Origin of the sequence: Methylocapsa acidiphila B2, assembly GCF_000427445.1 — a bacterium.
GTDB lineage: Bacteria > Pseudomonadota > Alphaproteobacteria > Rhizobiales > Beijerinckiaceae > Methylocapsa > Methylocapsa acidiphila.
Genome location: NZ_KE386496.1, coordinates 161104 through 178006, shown reverse-complemented (window position 1 = coordinate 178006; position 16903 = coordinate 161104). Strand labels below are relative to the sequence as shown.

The 16903-nt window shown below is 63.6% G+C and carries 12 protein-coding genes and 1 tRNA gene; 7 read left to right on the top strand and 6 right to left on the bottom strand.

Translation table 11 applies throughout. The annotated features are described in order from the left end of the window. Window positions 1-67: 67 nt before the first annotated feature. The 4 genes from METAC_RS0101945 (at window position 68) to METAC_RS21900 (ending at window position 9183) form a co-directional block, all read left to right on the top strand. Entirely contained in the window at window positions 68-3184 is a 3117-nt protein-coding gene (locus tag METAC_RS0101945) for an MdtB/MuxB family multidrug efflux RND transporter permease subunit (RefSeq protein ID WP_026605739.1), read from the top strand. After that, window positions 3181-6489: an efflux RND transporter permease subunit gene (locus METAC_RS21905; protein ID WP_051335305.1), complete on the top strand. Its 3309-nt coding sequence runs from the start codon at window positions 3181-3183 to the stop codon at window positions 6487-6489. The genes METAC_RS0101945 and METAC_RS21905 overlap by 4 nt, the downstream gene beginning before the upstream one ends. A 135-nt stretch (window positions 6490-6624) precedes the next feature. Next, a complete protein-coding gene (locus tag METAC_RS0101930) occupies window positions 6625-7578 on the top strand; it encodes an acetyl-CoA carboxylase carboxyltransferase subunit alpha (RefSeq protein ID WP_026605738.1) in 954 nt (317 codons plus the stop codon). A gap of 171 nt (window positions 7579-7749) precedes the next feature. Continuing rightward, a complete protein-coding gene (locus METAC_RS21900) occupies window positions 7750-9183 on the top strand; it encodes a L,D-transpeptidase family protein (RefSeq protein ID WP_245257403.1) in 1434 nt (477 codons plus the stop codon). Window positions 9184-9317: 134 nt separating this feature from the next. Here METAC_RS21900 and METAC_RS0101920 read toward each other — a convergent pair whose 3' ends face one another. Then, entirely contained in the window at window positions 9318-10934 is a 1617-nt protein-coding gene (locus tag METAC_RS0101920; protein WP_026605737.1) for a fumarate hydratase, read from the bottom strand. 206 nt (window positions 10935-11140) lie between these two features. Here METAC_RS0101920 and METAC_RS0101915 point away from each other — a divergent pair, with 206 nt between their 5' ends. Beyond that, window positions 11141-12139 carry a glucokinase gene (locus METAC_RS0101915; protein WP_245257402.1) on the top strand — a complete coding sequence of 333 codons (999 nt, stop codon included), beginning with the start codon at window positions 11141-11143 and terminating at the stop codon, window positions 12137-12139. A 33-nt stretch (window positions 12140-12172) separates the two neighbouring features. On the opposite strand, the gene ptsN is transcribed toward METAC_RS0101915, so the two are convergent. The 3 genes from ptsN to METAC_RS0101895 all read right to left on the bottom strand — a co-directional run bounded on the left by ptsN (window position 12173) and on the right by METAC_RS0101895 (window position 13907). After that, window positions 12173-12637, bottom strand: coding sequence for a PTS IIA-like nitrogen regulatory protein PtsN (gene ptsN, locus METAC_RS0101910; RefSeq protein WP_026605735.1), 465 nt, complete (start codon window positions 12635-12637; stop codon window positions 12173-12175). 112 nt (window positions 12638-12749) lie between these two features. Next, the gene (gene hpf, locus METAC_RS0101905; RefSeq protein ID WP_026605734.1) at window positions 12750-13388 is read right to left on the bottom strand and encodes a ribosome hibernation-promoting factor, HPF/YfiA family; all 639 of its coding nucleotides are present in this window, start codon (window positions 13386-13388) and stop codon (window positions 12750-12752) included. 434 nt (window positions 13389-13822) lie between these two features. Next, window positions 13823-13907, bottom strand: a tRNA-Tyr gene (locus tag METAC_RS0101895). Window positions 13908-14192: 285 nt separating this feature from the next. On the opposite strand from METAC_RS0101895, the gene METAC_RS21895 reads away from it, so the two are divergent. After that, window positions 14193-15098 carry a TrmH family RNA methyltransferase gene (locus METAC_RS21895; protein WP_036255209.1) on the top strand — a complete coding sequence of 302 codons (906 nt, stop codon included), beginning with the start codon at window positions 14193-14195 and terminating at the stop codon, window positions 15096-15098. 5 nt (window positions 15099-15103) lie between these two features. Here the strand turns inward: METAC_RS21895 and yidD are convergent, their stop codons facing one another. Beyond that, window positions 15104-15403: a membrane protein insertion efficiency factor YidD gene (gene yidD, locus METAC_RS0101880; RefSeq protein WP_026605733.1), complete on the bottom strand. Its 300-nt coding sequence runs from the start codon at window positions 15401-15403 to the stop codon at window positions 15104-15106. A 119-nt stretch (window positions 15404-15522) separates the two neighbouring features. Here yidD and METAC_RS0101875 point away from each other — a divergent pair, with 119 nt between their 5' ends. Continuing rightward, window positions 15523-16344 (top strand): MipA/OmpV family protein, encoded by an 822-nt coding sequence (locus METAC_RS0101875; RefSeq protein ID WP_026605732.1) that lies wholly within the window; start codon window positions 15523-15525, stop codon window positions 16342-16344. A gap of 55 nt (window positions 16345-16399) precedes the next feature. Here the strand turns inward: METAC_RS0101875 and METAC_RS0101870 are convergent, their stop codons facing one another. Then, window positions 16400-16846: an iron-sulfur cluster assembly scaffold protein gene (locus METAC_RS0101870; RefSeq protein ID WP_026605731.1), complete on the bottom strand. Its 447-nt coding sequence runs from the start codon at window positions 16844-16846 to the stop codon at window positions 16400-16402. Between the last annotated feature and the right edge of the window lie 57 nt (window positions 16847-16903).

Genomic DNA, 16903 nt, shown 5'->3' with positions numbered 1-16903 from the left:
CCGCGCAGCGGAGCCGCGGCCGTCCACGACGCCCTGGCCCATTGAATCAGCACCTTAGGGCGATGCGATGAACCCATCCGAGCTTTTCATCCGCCGCCCGGTCGCGACGACTCTGTTGATGATCGCCATCATGCTGGCCGGAGGCGTCGCCTACGGACTCCTGCCTTTGTCCGCTCTGCCGGAGGTCGATTATCCCACCATTCAGGTGCGCACCTTTCTTCCTGGGGCCAGCCCAGAAGTCATGACCTCCGCGGTCACCGCGCCGCTTGAGCGCCAGCTCGGCCAAATGCCGGGCCTTAACCAGATGACTTCGGCGAGCTCGGCCGGCGCCTCGGTGATCACGCTGCAATTCACCTTGAACCTCAGCCTCGACGTCGCCGAGCAACAGGTTCAAGCAGCGATCAACGCCGCGAACAACCTTCTGCCGAGCGATCTGCCGGCGCCGCCGATCTACGCCAAAGTCAACCCGGCGGACGCGCCGATCCTCACTCTCGCCATCACCTCCAAGACCCTGCCCTTGATCCAGTTGGAGGACATTAGCGAAACGCGTCTGGCGCAGAAAATCTCGCAGCAGGCCGGGGTCGGGCTGGTCAGCATCAGCGGGGGGGAAAGGCCCGCCATGCGGGTCCAATTCAAGCCGCAGGCGCTCGCCGCCTATAGCCTCAACATCGACGATCTCAGGACGACCATCGCCAACGCCAACGTCAATGCGCCCAAAGGCAATTTCGACGGGCCCGCTCGGGCCGCGACGATCAACGCCAATGACCAAATCACGAGCGTCGAAGGTTATCGCAATCTCGTGATCGCCTATCGCGACGGCGCCCCGGTCCGCCTGTCGGATGTGGCCGACGTCGCCCAGGGTCCCGAGAACGTCAAGCTCGGCGCCTGGGCCAACGCCACCCCCGCGATCATCCTCAGTGTCCGGCGCCAACCGGGCGCCAATGTCATCGAGGTCGTCAACCGGATCAAGACGCTCCTGCCGATGCTCAAGGCGGGGCTGCCCGCCGCAGTCGACATCGCCGTGCTCAGCGACCGCACGACGACGATCCGCGCGTCGGTCGCCGACGTCGAGTTCGAGCTCGGCGCCGCAATCGCGCTGGTGGTCATGGTGATCTTCGTCTTCCTGCGCAATTTGCCAGCGACGATCATTCCGAGCCTGTCTGTCCCGCTCTCCCTGGTTGGCACGCTGGTCGCCATGTATCTGCTGGGGTTCAGCCTCGACAACCTCTCATTGATGGCGCTGACCATCTCGACAGGTTTCGTCGTCGACGACGCGATCGTGATGATCGAGAATATCAGCCGCTATGTCGAGGCCGGCGACCCGCCTTTGGAAGCGGCGCTGAAAGGCTCCAGGCAAATCGGCTTCACCATCATCTCGCTCACGGTCTCGCTGATCGCCGTTCTCATCCCGCTCCTCTTCATGGGCGACGTGATTGGACGCCTGTTCCATGAATTCGCGATCACATTAGCGGTGACGATCATCATTTCGGCGATCGTGTCGCTCACCCTCGTGCCGATGCTATGCGCCAGGCTCATTCATCATCGTCCGACCGCCTCGCGCAGCCGGCTCGATCTCGCCGCCGAGCGCGCTTTCGACGCAACGATCGCCCTTTATGGCCGCGCCCTCTCCTATGTGCTCGCACACCAGCCGGTCACCCTGTTCGTCGCGGTCGCGACGCTCGGGCTCACGATCGCTCTTTACGTCGTCATTCCGAAAGGTTTCTTTCCAGCGCAAGACACCGGCTTGATTCAGGCCATCACCCAGGCCTCGCAAAGCGTCTCCTTCGACGCCATGTCGCGCCTGCAGCGGCAGCTCGCAGAAGCGATCCTGAAAGATCCTGCGGTCGAGAACGTAAGCTCCTTCATTGGCGTCGACGGCGACAACACGACTCTCAACAGCGGCCGCATCCTGATCAACTTGAAGCCGCGGGACGAACGCGCCGGCGCGGCCGAAATCATCCGGCGCATTCAGAAGAATGTCGCCGGGATCATCGGGATCTCGCTCTACTTGCAGCCGGTCCAGGATTTGACGATCGACTCGAATATCGGCCGCGCGCAATATAACTTTCTTCTGCAAAACGCCAATGCAGCCGAATTCAAAACCTGGACCCCTCTGCTCACAGATCGGCTGAAGCAGCTGCCGGAGCTGACGGATGTCGCAAACGACGCGCAGCAACAGGGCCTGGCCGTGGATCTCGTGATCGACCGCGCGACGGCGGCTCGGTTCGGGATCACCCCCGCGACGGTCGATAACGCGCTTTATGACGCTTTCGGGCAACGCATCGTCTCGACCATCTACACGCAATCGAACCAATATCGGGTCATTTTGGAGGCTGATGCGGCGACGCGACAGACATTGGCCAATCTCTCGCTGCTCTACCTGCCCTCGTCCTCATCCACGACCAACGGACAGGTGCCGCTCACGGCGATCGTTCATGTCGAGCAGCGCACTGGGCCCTTGCTGCTCACCCGTCTCTCGCAATTTCCGGCGGCGATGATTTCCTTCAACGTCGCGCCCGGATCGTCGCTCGGCGCAGCCATCGAGGCGATCGAGCGCGCCGAGACGGAAATCGGCCTGCCGGCCAGCTTCGTCACCTCGTTTCAAGGCGCCGCCGGCGCCTTTCGCGCCTCGTCGACGAACGAGCTTTTTCTCATCATCGCCGCCATCGTCACGATGTATATCGTGCTCGGCGTTCTCTACGAGAGCTTCATCCATCCGATCACGATTCTCTCGACTCTGCCTTCGGCCGGCGTCGGCGCGCTGCTCGCGCTCATGGCCTCGGGCGGCGAGCTCGACGTCATCGCGGTCATCGGGATCATCTTGTTGATCGGCATCGTCAAGAAAAACGCGATCATGATGATCGATTTCGCGCTCGACGCGGAACGCTCCGAGGGGCTGGCACCACGCGAGGCGATCTATCAAGCTTGCCTCTTGCGGTTCCGCCCAATCCTGATGACGACCATGGCCGCGATCCTCGGCGCCCTGCCCCTGATGCTCGGGACGGGCACCGGCTCTGAGCTGCGCAATCCGCTCGGCGTTGCCATCGTCGGCGGCCTCGTCGTCAGCCAAGTGCTCACGCTCTTCACGACGCCGGTGATCTATCTCTATTTCGATCGTCTAGCCGTCAGGCTGTCCGGCCGCCGGCAGTCGGACGCACGGCTCTCCGGCGAGTCGGCGGAATGAATCTCTCGGCGCCCTTCATCGCGCGCCCTGTCGCGACGACGCTGCTCGCGGTCGGGATCGCGTTGGCTGGCGCCCTCGCCTTCCTGAAACTGCCCGTCTCGCCTCTGCCCCAGGTCGACTTCCCGACGATCGCGGTCCAGGCGCAATTGCCCGGCGCCAATCCGGAAACCGTCGCGGCGACCGTCGCAGGCCCGCTTGAGCGGCATCTCGGCCAAATCGCCCATGTCGCCGAAATGACGTCGAAAAGCACGCTCGGCTCGACCCGGATCACGATGCAGTTCGACGTCGATCGCAACATTGACGGCGCCGCGCGCGACGTGCAGGCCGCGATCAATGCGGCGCGCGCCGACCTGCCGACGAGCCTGCGCAGCAATCCGACCTACTTCAAACTCAATCCCGCCGACGCCCCAATCCTCATTCTCGCCCTGACCTCGAAGACCTCGACGCCGGGCCAGATGTATGACGCCGCGAGCAATATCCTGCAGCAAAGGCTTTCCCAGCTCGGCGGCATCGGCCAGGCGGCCATTGGCGGAGCCGCCTTGCCGGCGGTGCGCGTCGAGCTCAATCCTTATGCGCTCGCCAAATATGGCGTGGGCCTGGAAGACGTACGGGCGGCGCTCGCCTCCGCCAACGCCAATAGCCCGAAAGGCGCGATCGACCAGGGCGATAACCGGCTGCAGATCTACACCAACGACCAGGCGACGCGTGCGGCGGATTATCTGCCGCTCATCGTCGCCTATCGCAACGGGGCTCCGGTGCGACTCACGGACGTCGCAGAGGTCGTGGATTCGGTCGAGGATCTCCGCAACGAGGGCCTCGCCAACGGCAAGACGGCGGTTCTCGTCATCTTGTTTCGCCAGCCGGGCGCGAACATCATCGAAGCGGTCGATAATGTGAAGGCGGAGCTGCCGCATCTTCAAGCCGCCATGCCGAGCGACATCGAGCTCACGTTGACCGGCGACCGCAGCACCACTATTCGCGCGGCCTTGCGCGACACGGAATGGTCATTGATCACCGCGATCGGCCTCGTCACCGTCATCGTGTACGTGTTTTTGGGCAATTTCCGCACCACGCTCATTCCAAGCATCGCCGCGCCGATCTCGATCATCGGCACGTTCGGCGCGATGTATCTGGCGAATTTCAGCATCAATAATCTATCGCTGATGGCACTGACGATCGCGACCGGCTTTGTCGTTGACGACGCCATCGTGGTCGTCGAAAACATCTCCCGGCACCTCGAGGCCGGAATGAGCCGGGTCGAGGCGGCGTTGCGCGGCTCGCGCGAGGTCGGATTCACCGTGCTCTCGATCAGCATATCCCTGATCGCTGTCTTTCTTCCCGTCCTGCTGATGGGAGGCATTCTCGGCCGGCTCTTTCGCGAATTCGCGGTCACCCTGTCCTTCGCCATTCTCGTCTCCCTCATCCTATCCTTGTCCCTGACGCCAATGATGTGCGCGACGCTGCTCCGCCCGAGAGGCGAGGCCGCGTCTACACGGCGCGGCTTGGGCGTCCTGGCGTGGGCTATGCGGGGATATGAAAGGACGCTCGCCTGGGCGCTCCGCCATGGCCTCGTCGTTCTCGTCGCGCTTTTCGCCACGATCTGCCTGAACGTCGCGCTGTTCTGGATCGTGCCGAAAGGCTTCTTTCCGCAGCAGGACGTGGGCCGCATCATCGGCAATATTCAGGCGGACCAGAGCATTTCATTCCAATTCATGCAGCAAAAGCTGAGACAGCTTCAGTCCATCGTTCAAAGCGATCCGGCGGTCGCGACGGTCGTCGGCTTCACCGGCGGGACCGAGACGAACACCGGGTCCGTGTTCATCACACTAAAGCCGAAGGCCGAGCGCAGCGGAACCGCCGACGAGGTCATCGGCCGCCTTCGTCGCAGGCTGGCGCAAGTTCCGGGCGGACGCCTGTTCTTGCAATCGGTGCAGGATATCCGCGTCGGCGGGCGCATGAGCAATGCGCAATATCAATTCACCTTGCAGGCCGACGACGCCGGCGAGCTCTACGCCTTCACGCCGCGCCTCGTTGAGGCGCTGCAGCATAGCTCCTCGCTGGTCGACGTAAGCTCCGACCAGCAACAAGGCGGACTCGAGACCGAGCTGACGATTGATCGCGACACGGCGTCGAGGCTCCATCTCACCACGAGCCAGATCGACAACACGCTCTATGACGCCTTCGGCCAGCGCCAGGTGTCAACCATCTACACGGCGACCAACCAATATCATGTGGTGATGGAGGTGGCGCCGCGCTTTTGGCAGGACCCGGCTATCCTGAAAGACCTCTATATCAGCACGTCGGGAGGCGCCCCAACCGGAGCGGCCACGAGCAACGCCCCGACCGGGACGGTCGCGACCGGCTCGGCGTCGAGCTCCGCCTCATCCAAAACAGGGGTCGCGTCGAACGCCACGAACGACTCGGCCCGCAACGCCTCGACCAACGCGCTGGCGAACACCGGCAAGGGCGGGGCCTCCGCCGGAGCGGCCGTCAGCACGACGCATGAGACCATGGTTCCACTCGCCGCCTTCGCCCATTTCGAACCAGGCAAGACGCCCCTCTCCGTCAACCATCAAGGCCCCTTTGTCGCGAGCACCGTCTCGTTCAACTTGCGCCCCGGCGCCTCGTTGAGCGACGCCCACCGCGAGATCAAGGAGGCGATGGCGGCGATCCATGCGCCGGCGACCATTCACGGCAGCCCGCAAGGCGCGGCGCAAGCCTTTGTGCAATCGCTCAACAGCGAGCCTTATCTGATTCTGGCCGCCCTGGTCGCCGTCTATATCGTCCTTGGAATTCTCTATGAGAGCTTCATCCATCCGATCACGATTCTCTCCACCCTCCCTTCGGCCGGCGTCGGCGCCGTCCTGGCTCTGTTGCTCTTCAATGTCGAGTTCAGCATCATCGCCCTCATCGGGGTGATCTTGCTCATCGGCATCGTCAAGAAAAACGCGATCATGATGATCGATTTCGCGCTCGAGGCGGAGCGCAGCGAGGGTCTTTCGCCGCGCGACGCGATCTTCCGCGCCTGCCTATTGCGGTTTCGGCCGATCATGATGACGACCATGGCGGCGATTTTCGGGGCGATTCCCCTCGCGATCGGCTTCGGCGACGGCGGCGAACTCCGACGCCCTCTCGGCATTTCGATCGTCGGCGGCCTGATCGTCAGCCAGATTTTGACCCTCTACACGACCCCGATCGTCTATCTCTATCTCGACCGCTTCCGACTCTGGTCGCACAGGATCTGGCGGCGGCGCTTTCCACGCCTCGCAGGAGACGGGGCCGATGCGCCGGCCCGCGGCGCTTGACGGCGAGACGATCCGGGCCCGCGCCAGCGGCCCGGAAACGATTAAGAAACGCGATCTGAATGGGCGGCGCGCAAATTCTTGACTTCGCATCCCAAAATCGCCAGTTTCCGCGCTCCTGAAACATGCTCGGCGCCGATGCGAAGCTATCTCGATTTTGAAAAACCCGTCGCCGAGCTCGAGGCGAAAGTGATCGAACTGCGTCAGGTCGCGGCGCAAGGCGACGCGGTGGCGATCGGCGATGAACTCGCCAAGCTCGAAGCCAAGGCGGAAAAAGCCCTGGCGGATCTCTACGCCAGTCTCACGCCCTGGCAAAAAACGCAGGTCGCGCGCCATCCGCAAAGGCCGCATTTCCTCGATTACGTGAAATCCTTCGTCGCGGATTTCACGCCTCTTTCCGGCGATCGCCAGTTCGGCGAGGACTCGGCCGTCGTCGGCGGATTCGGCTGGTTCCGCGGCCGCGCCGTTTGCGTCATAGGCCAGGAGAAAGGGTCCGACACAGCGGCCCGAATCCGTCACAATTTCGGCATGGCGCGGCCGGAAGGCTATCGCAAGGCAGTCCGCCTGATGCAGCTCGCTGATCGCTTCAACCTGCCGGTCATCTCGCTCGTCGACACGCCGGGCGCTTTTCCAGGCGTCGACGCCGAGGAGCGCGGCCAGGCCGAAGCCATCGCCCGCGCGACCGACGCTTCGCTCACGCTCGGCGTGCCGACCGTCGCCGTAATTCTCGGCGAAGGCGGTTCAGGCGGCGCAATCGCCATCGCGAGCTCCAACGCCGTCTTAATGCTCGAGCACGCGATCTACACGGTCGCCTCGCCCGAGGCTTCTGCGTCGATTTTGTGGCGTGATTCGGCCCGCGCGGAAGACGCCGCCACAAATATGAAGATTACCGCCCAAGATCTGCTCAAATTCGGGATCATTGATAGAATCATCGTCGAGCCAGTCGGCGGCGCCCATCGCGACCCTGATGCGGCGGCGGCGGCGACAGGCGAAGCGATTGCCGAGGCCTTGAAGGAATTTGAGCATATGTCCCCCGACGAGCTCAGGACGGCGCGGACCGAAAAGTTCCTGAATATCGGACGGAAGCCATAGAACGACAAATTCCGGCGTGAGACTTTCGCGCAAGCTCGCGAATTTAACCAAGAGGAAGTTGTTTCGCCGGAACCATGATTTGGCGCGTCTGCGGTAACCTCTGGATAAGGATGCTGCGCGTAAACCAAAAAGGCATGCCGCGAACATATTCGTCAAACGGGGGCAGGCCCGATGCGCCATAATTCTTACCCAAGCCGGTCCCTCCTTCGCCGCTTCGGCGCGCTCGCCTTCCTCGGCTCCGCCGCCCTTTCGCTGGCCGGCTGCGAGGATTATCCGAGCCTCGCCACCGCCAACCCCCGCGCCTTCGCGCCGATCCCGCCCAAGACTGTCGCCTTGATGGCGGAGAAAGGCACGACCAAGGAAGCGCCGGTTCTCATCCGCGCCTATAAGAAAGAGTCCGAGCTCGAAATCTGGAAGATGAAGGCGGACGGACGCTACGCGCTTCTGAAGACCTATCCAATGTGCCGCTGGTCGGGCCAGCTCGGCCCCAAGGCGCGCGAAGGCGATCGCCAGGTGCCGGAAGGCTTCTATTCGGTGACGCCGGCGCAAATGAACCCGAACTCCGCCTATTACCTGTCGTTCAACGTCGGCTATCCGAACGCCTATGATCGGGCGCTCGGCCATGACGGCGGCTCAATCATGGTGCACGGCATTTGCTCCTCGGCCGGCTGTTTCTCGATGACCGATCCGCAGATCGGCGAGATCTACGCCATCGTGCGGGAAGGTTTCGCCGGCGGCCAGCGCGCCGTTCAGATGCAGTCCTATCCCTTCCGCATGACCGCCGAAAACCTCGCCAAATACCGGCTCGACCCCAATATCGGCTTCTGGAAGCAATTGAAGGAAGGGTCGGACAATTTCGAGGTGACGCAGCAAGATGTCGCAGTCGGGGTCTGCGGCAAGCATTATGTCTTCAACGCGACGCCCGCGGACGGGTCTCATTTCGACCCGACCGGCGCCTGCCCGCCGCTCAAGCGGAACGAGGACGTGCACGGGGCGGTCGTGGCCAAGGCGCAGCGCGACGAAGCCAAGGTCGCCGAACTCGCTGCGCAAGGCGTGCGGCCGATTCGCACCGTCTACGCGGACGGAGGCCAGCATCCAGATTTCGCGTCGATTGCGAGCTATGCAAGCCGGCCCGACGCGCTCGTTCGCGGGCCGGTCGACGTCGCTCTCGACGAGGGCAAGGACAAGAAAGGCCGGAACTCGCCGCTCGTTCAATTGGCGGCGCTCAAGAAAACGTCGGCCGCGACGACGACCCAGGCCGCCGCCACGAAGCCGGAGGAGCCGGCCGAGGTCGCGGCCGATCAGACGAAGCCGCAACCCTCTCTCTTCAGCCGCTTCTTCGGCGCCAAGCCGGAAGAGCCGGAGACTCCCGACGTCGCCGCCATCGATTCGGCGGCCTCGCAAGGCGCGAATGTTCCCTTGCCGCCGAAGCGCAGCCAGCTTCTTTCCGGCGGGGCCAAGCCCCAGGCCTCGCTTTCGGCGCCGAGCGCGCCATCGGCCAAAAAGCCGGCTAGCTCCTCCGCGCTCGACAAGCCGATCACCGGCGCAGCTCGGACTCTGCCCAATGGCCGCTTCGCCGCGGTGGCCGAGGCCGAACAGCGCTGAGCGCCTGACGCTCGCTCCTGCGCCCGAAGGCGGCGCGCTCGATCTCGCCGCCACTTAAAGGGGGATTAAGACAGGCGCTGAAGGGTTTGCGGCGCCGACCCCTCTCGCGACGCGAACCCACACGCTTGGGGGCGTCACCCCAAATTCAGCTCCTTGAAGAAATCATGGCCCTTGTCGTCGATCACGATAAAGGCCGGGAATTTCTCGACCTCGATCCGCCAGATCGCCTCCATGCCAAGCTCCGGATATTCCAGGACCTCGACCTTCTTGATGCAGTCCTGCGCGAGGCGCGCCGCCGCGCCGCCGATCGAGGCGAGATAAAAGCCGCCATGCTTCGCGCAGGCCTCGCGCACATGGCTGGAGCGATTGCCCTTGGCGAGCATGACCAGCGATCCGCCGGCGGCCTGAAACTGGTGAACATAGGAATCCATGCGCCCGGCCGTCGTCGGTCCGAAGGAGCCCGAGGCGAAGCCCTCGGGCGTCTTGGCCGGCCCCGCGTAATAGACCGGATGGTTCATGAAATAATCCGGCAAGGATTCGCCCTTCTCGAGCCGCTCCCTGATCTTGGCGTGAGCGAGGTCGCGCGCGACGATCATCGGGCCGGTGAGCGACAGCCGCGTCTTGATTTTATGCTTTGATAATTCGCGCAGGATCTCGGGCATCGGGCGCGTGAGATCGATCTCGACCACCACGCCGCCCAGGGCGGCCTCGTCGACGTCGGGCAGATATTTCGCCGGATCGCGCTCGAGCTCCTCGAGAAATACGCCCTCGCGCGTGATCTTGCCGAGCACCTGGCGATCCGCGGAACAGGACACGCCGATCCCGATCGGCAACGAAGCGCCGTGGCGCGGCAGCCGCACGACGCGGACGTCATGGCAGAAATATTTGCCGCCGAACTGGGCCCCGACGCCCAGATCCTGAGTCAGCTGGAAAATCTCGTCTTCCATCGCAAGATCGCGGAAGGCGTGGCCGTCCGCGCCGCCGCATGTCGGAAGCGCATCGAGGTAATGCGCGGAGGCGAGCTTCACCGTCTTGAGATTGAGTTCCGCGGAGGTCCCGCCGATCACGATCGCGAGATGATAGGGCGGACAGGCAGCCGTGCCGAGGGAGAGAATCTTTCCCTTCAGAAACTCGACGAGATGTTCCGGCGTCAGGATCGAGGGGGTCGCCTGATAAAGAAAAGTCTTGTTGGCTGAGCCGCCGCCCTTGGCCATGAACAGGAATTTATAGGCCTCCTCCCCTTCCGCGTAGATCTCGATCTGGGCCGGGAGATTCGTCTTGGTGTTCGTCTCCTCGAACATGGAAAGAGGCGCGAGCTGCGAATAGCGCAGATTCTTCTTCTCATAGGCGTCCTTGATTCCCTCGGCGAGCGCGCTTTCATCCTCGCCCTCGGTCAGGACCAGCCGGCCCTTCTTACCCATGACGATCGCCGTTCCCGTGTCCTGGCACATGGGCAAGACGCCGCCCGCCGCGATATTCGCATTCTTCAGGAGATCATAGGCGACGAATTTGTCATTGGAGGTCGCTTCGGGATCGTCGAGGATTTTCGCGAGCTGCGCGAGATGAGTCGGACGCAGCAAATGATTGACGTCGATCATCGCCTGCTCGGCGAGCGTGCGCATCGCCTCACGGGCGACATGCAGGAACGGACGCCCGCCCAAGGGCTCGACCCTTACGCCCTCCGAGGAGAGCTTGCGATAATTCGTCTCGTCCTTGCCGAGCGGGAAAAGCGGGGAATACTGAAATGTCATCTTGCGGCTCTTGATGCGGCGAAAATCGTGAATTGACGCGCAGATCTATCCGAGCGCGCGTCCAAAGGCGAGCCTCGAGCACAATCCCTCTGAGGCCCGCCCGCGTCGGCAAGGCAATCAGGAGCTTGGCGCGGGGGCGCGAAGAAGGTTAGATCTCGGCGGCAGCCTCTGTGGAACGAACCTTCCAAACCGCAAAGATGAGCGGCGTGAACTTTCCCTATCCCGTCCTTCTGTGCGACATCGGCGGCACCAACGCGCGTTTCGCGCTGGCGCCAAGTCCTGGCGCACCGCTCCGCCGCGGTCCGCATCTCAAAACCGCCGCCTACCCGAGCTTCGAAGCTTGCCTCGCCTTCGTGACGGCGCAGCTTGGCGCACCGCCGCGCTCTCTGATCGCCTGCGCAGCCGGACCGGTCGAGGAACGCGGCGTGAAGCTCACCAACGCGGCCTGGACCATCGAAGGCGAAGCCGTCGCCGCACATGCAAGCTTGAGCCAAGGGCTTCTTCTCAATGATTTCGAAGCCTTGGCCCTTTCCCTGCCAGTCCTGCAAAACGATGCGACGCTGTCGATCGGCCCTGCATTCGCGAAGAGGGCCGGCCTTCAGCTGGTTCTCGGCCTCGGAACCGGGTTTGGCGCGGCGGCTCTCGTCGCGCTGGAGGGTCGTCATTTCGCCCTTGCGAGCGAAGCCGGACATATGGATTTCGGGCCAGCCGGAGCTGAACAAGCCGCCCTCTGGACTCATCTCGACGCCTCCGCTCATGGCAGGATCAGCGTCGAAACCGTTCTCTCTGGTCCTGGCCTCGCGAGGCTTCACCGCGCCCGTTGCGCGGTCAAAGGCGAGATCGCGCCGGACCTCGATGACATCATGCTGCTCGAAGCCGCCCATGGAAGTCCAACCGGCGACGAAGCTGACACGCTTAGGCTCGCCTGGACGCTCGTCGCCCGATTGGCTGGCGATCTCGCCTTGGCTCTGCTCGCGGAAGGCGGCGTGACCCTTGCCGGCGGGGTCCTACCGCGAATGGCGAATTTCCTCGACCCCCTGGAGTTTCGCGCTCATTTCGAGAGCAAGTCTCCCATGGCGGGTCTGATGCGCGGCGTCCGCGCGAGACTGATCACCGCTGAGGATTGCGTTCTCGCCGGCATGGCTGCGATCGCGACGGCGCCGCGGGCCTATGCGATCGACTATGAGCGGCGCACGTGGCGCTGACGCGGGAGAGCCTGCCCGTTGCTCAGACGGTCTCTAGGCGGCGCGCGACGTCTGTTCTTCCGTCAAGATCGCATAAAGAGCGGCGCTATCGCGTGCGGCGCGGAGCTTCGAGATCAAGGCTTTGTCGCGCAACAATCGAGCGATTCGCGCCAACGCCTTGAGGTGATCGGCGCCGGCCGATTCCGGGCCAACGAGAAGAAAGACGAGATCGACTGGCGCGCCGTCGATCGACTCGAAATCGATCGGACGGACGAGCCTGGCGAAAAGTCCGAAAATCGAGGTCGCGCGCGCAAGCTTGGCGTGGGGGATGGCGATCCCCTCGCCGAGCCCCGTCGACCCCAGGCGCTCGCGCTGCAGCAAGGCGTCGAAAATCTCTCTCGGAGCCAGATTCGAGACGAACCCAGCCCGATCGCTTAGCTCTTGCAGCGCCTGCTTTTTGCCATTGGCCTTGAGCGACGGAAGCACCGCGTCGCGCGTGATCAAACTAGTCAGCAGCATCGGCTCGAGCAATCCTCTATGGGGCGTGTGCGTGAGAGGGCGCGATTTGCGCTGAAAGATGGGCTCGATCGCGCGAGCGTCCATCCCTCATTCGGGGCCGCTTCCGGCGGCGTCATCGGCGGTCGGGGTCGATCCAACCAATATTTCCATCGGGGCGACGATAAACGATATTGGTCCGCCCGTCGAAGGCGTGACGAAAGACGACGACCGGCGCATTCGTCAAGTCCAACTCCTTCACGGCGTTCGAAACGGTCATCTCGGGAACGCCGGAGCACGGCTCGGCGATGATCGCGGGATTGAGCCCGAGCCACGCCGGCTCCGCCGCCGTATTGCGAGCCAGAGCGACCTGCGGCTCGCGCCAAAATCCATCCGTCGCGCCGTTCGAGGGGGCATCCTCTGATCCCGTCGGCGACGCCGCGTCCGGCTCCGCGAGCGCTTCTTCATGCTGGGACGAGACATGATGATCGGAACGCCGCTTCCTATGGCGCCTGACCCTTTTCTCAATCTTGTCTGCTGCGCGATTGAAGCTGGCGTAGGGCTCGCGCGCCTTCGCGTCGACCTGGAGCGTGGTCCCCGAATTCAGATGCAGCGTGCAGTCGGTGCGATATCCGGAGCCCTCCGGCTCGATCGTCACATGGCCAATGATTGGGCCCGCGCCATATTTCGTCAGCGTCGCGTCAATTCGCGCTTGCACATAGCCGCGAAGGGCTGCGCCAATGTCCAGATTTTTGCCTGAGACGCGCAAAGTCATTGCCTAATCTCCGCTGTCCGACCGTTTTACATTGTCGGTCGTCCCGCCCGTCGATGCTCGTCACAAAAGCGTTATGTGCCCGCCTGGGCGAAGTCAATGGCGCGCGGCGCAGCCCGAAACGAACCGTCGCCGGACGCCCCATGCCTTCGCGTGCTTGCGAATATTTCGAATTTTTCGCCATTGAAATTAAGTCGAGCCGACAGGCCGCCGGGTTGAGCGCCGCTTGAAGAATGCGAACGCCGCGTCCCCGTGTCTCGACTAAGCCATTTGCGGGGCGCCAAAGAGCGCGCTTGAGCATCTGCGAGAAAACCGATGATCGCCAATGCATAATGACGATTAAACCAATATGCGCCTGACCGCCGGCTTCGGCAATAGCCCCCACGAGGGCTGGACCCGCCGCGCCGAAATGTCTCGCCTGCTGGTTAAAAGCCGGCTGGTGGGGGAGGTAGGACTCGAACCTACGAAGGCGTAGCCAGCGGATTTACAGTCCGCCCCCTTTGCCGCTCGGGACACTCCCCCAAAGGCCCCGGTTGGGGCGTTGGTGCATGCGCTTATGCGAAGGGCGCCTGCCTCTGTCAACCGAAAATCTCCGCAATGTGACGGCGATCGGCAAAGGCGCGCGGCCCGCGCTTTCCACGTGCGCGCTTGGCAAGTTTTTGAATTTGATCCGACTTTAGCCAAGGTCTCGAGTTCGAGACAAAACGGCTCACACCGGGCGCCTTCGCCGCTCCTCCACTTGCGCGAGCCGGTCGCGCGTGACAGGAACGGACTGTATTGGCTCGAGATGGCGAGGGTGAGCGGGAATTGACGCGGGACGCAGCAAAAGGCTCGGGCCGAAAGGGCGGCGCGTCGCCCCGCCGCGCGGCGCCGCCTGGCCGAGGCCCCAGACCAGCGGCGGCCAGCGAGGGAAAGCCTCGGCCGCAGCCGGCGAAAAAAGCGCCGCGCCCGACGGAAGGCCCCGAACAAGGCCAGACGCCGTCCTTCCGGCGGCCGGCGGCGGAACTCGTCGCCCTTTTCGGCTTTCACGCCGTGCGCGAGGCTTTGCGCGTCAAGCGGAGAAAGCTCCTCGACATATATGCGACGCAAGCCGCCGCCGACAGGCTCGAAGGCGAAATCGCCAACGCGGGCCTGCGCCCCCATATCGTTCAGCCGGAGGATCTCACCCACCGTTTGGGCGCGACCGCGGCGCATCAGGGACTGATGCTCGAAGCTCGGCCGCTCGAACCGATTGATCTGTCCGAGATCTCTTCGCGCAGCGGGGTCGTCCTCGTGCTGGATCAGATCACCGATCCACATAATGTCGGCGCGATTTTGCGCACGGCGGCCGCCTTCGGCGTCGATGCGCTCGTGACGACCGAACGTCATGCGCCGGAGATGGCCGGCGTGCTGGCGAAGGCGGCGTCAGGCGGCCTGGAGCATGTCGACGTGGTCGCCGTGGTCAATCTGTCGCGCGCGCTCCAGGAATTGGGCGAGATGGGCTATCAGCGGATCGGCCTCGATTCGGAGGCGCCGGTCGATTTCGCGGAGCTTCGCTTGCGGCGGCCGGTCGCCTTGGCGCTCGGAGGCGAAGGCAAGGGGCTGCGCCGGCTCACCAAGGAAAATTGCGACGACCTCGCCCGGCTCGACATGCCGGGCCCGATCAAAAGCCTGAATGTCTCGAATGCTTGCGCGGTGGCGTTAACCTTGACCCTGCGCCGCTTGGGAATCTGAGCGCGTCACGGCAGCGGTCCGCGCCAGCGTCCGTAGGACCAGGGCCGGAGCCAATGCGCGCCGGGCGGCAGGCTTTGCGGAACCGGATCATAGCCGGCCGTTCCCCAGGGTTGGCAGCGGCAGAGTCGCGCAAGCCCCATGAAGCCGCCAGCCCAGACGCCGTGCCGTATGATCGCCTCGTCCATATAGGAGGAGCATGTCGGCAAATGGCGGCAATGGGCGCCGATCAGCGCTGAAAGCGAGAGCTGATAGGCGCGAATCGCATAATGGGCGATGGTTTGCCCGAACTGAAAAGGCTGCGGCATATCGGCTCGATGAAGGCGCCCGTCGATGCCGGGCAGGTGTTGCATATATGCACTCGCGGCGGCCGAGGCGACAGGCCATACTGGCGTCACAATCGATTGAGCCAGATCAGGGCGTCGCAGTGACCCATTTCAAAAAGTTTCTTCTCGCGAGCCTCTTCGCGGCCGCGCCCGCCGTCGGCTTCGCCGCCGATCTCGAGACCTCTCCCGCCCCCGCCCCCGCCGGAGGCTGGCTCGTCACGATCGGTCTCGGCCCCGAGGCGCTGACCTCCTTCCCCGGAGCGAAGACCTATCGAGTCTGGCCGACCGGGACGCTCGCTTGGCGCGGCCCGAACGAGCCGCCGCCCTTTTCCGCTCCCGACGACGGTTTCGGCGTAGCGCTTCTCGATCTCGGCTGGCTCAAGGCCGGACCTGTCGGCCGCGTGCTTCCCCGCCGCGGCCTGAGCAATGGCAATGGCAATTTCTATGGCCTCGCCAATGTCAATTGGACGCTGGAGCTCGGCGGCTTCGTCGAAGGCTGGATCTCCGAACATTTGCGCACGCGCCTCGAGGTCCGGCAGGGCGTGAATGGTCACGACGGCCTCGACGCAAATGTCTCGATCGACGCCATCGAGCGGATCGGCCCCTACACGCTTTCGCTCGGCCCCAGGCTGCAGCTCGGGAACACGCGATTCATGAGCGCTTATTTTTCCGTCACGCCTGCGGAAGCTTTCGCGAACGGAAATGTCTATCCCTATCAGGCCTATGGCGGCGTTGAGTCCTTCGGCGGGCTCGCCGCGATCAAGTATGACATCACCCCCTCATGGAGCGTGACAGGCTTCGGCGGCTACAATCGGCTTATGAACAGCGCGGCTGAAAGCCCGATCCCGAACCGGCTCGGCTCGCTGAACGAGTTCGCCGGCGGCGTCATCGTCGCTTATTCTTTTAATTTCGGAGGGTTCTGAGCGAATCCTAAACTCACGCTTCGCGGAGGGCGCGAGGGCGAAGCCGTAACCAGCGTCACTCCGCCGCGGCGCGGGCCGCCGCTTCGATCTGATTGACGCAGTCGAGCGTCGCGTCGAAGGTCAGCATAGTCGACGCATGGCGCGCCTTAAAGTCGCGGACCGGCTCGAGAACGGCGATCTCGAACCATTTACCCTCGGGAGGCGGCCCGTTTTCCTTCAGCATGGCGCGAACCTGGTCCCGCAGCGCGCGCAGCTCGGCCCCCGTCGCGCCGATGACCGTGCGCGCCATGATCGAGGCGGCCGCCTGGCTGAGGGCGCAGGCCTTTACGTCATGGGCGAAGTCCACCACCTTTCCATCGGCCATGACGAGATCGACGATGATGGTCGAGCCGCAGAGCTTGGAATGAGCCTTGGCGGTGGCGTCGGGAGAGGCGAGCCGGCCGAGACGTGGTATGTTCCCTGCTAGCTCCAGTATTCTTTGGTTATAAATGTCCGTCAGCATGGCTTCGCCGGAAATTTCATTCAGGTGACTGCGCTTGGCGCATACTATATAGGAAAC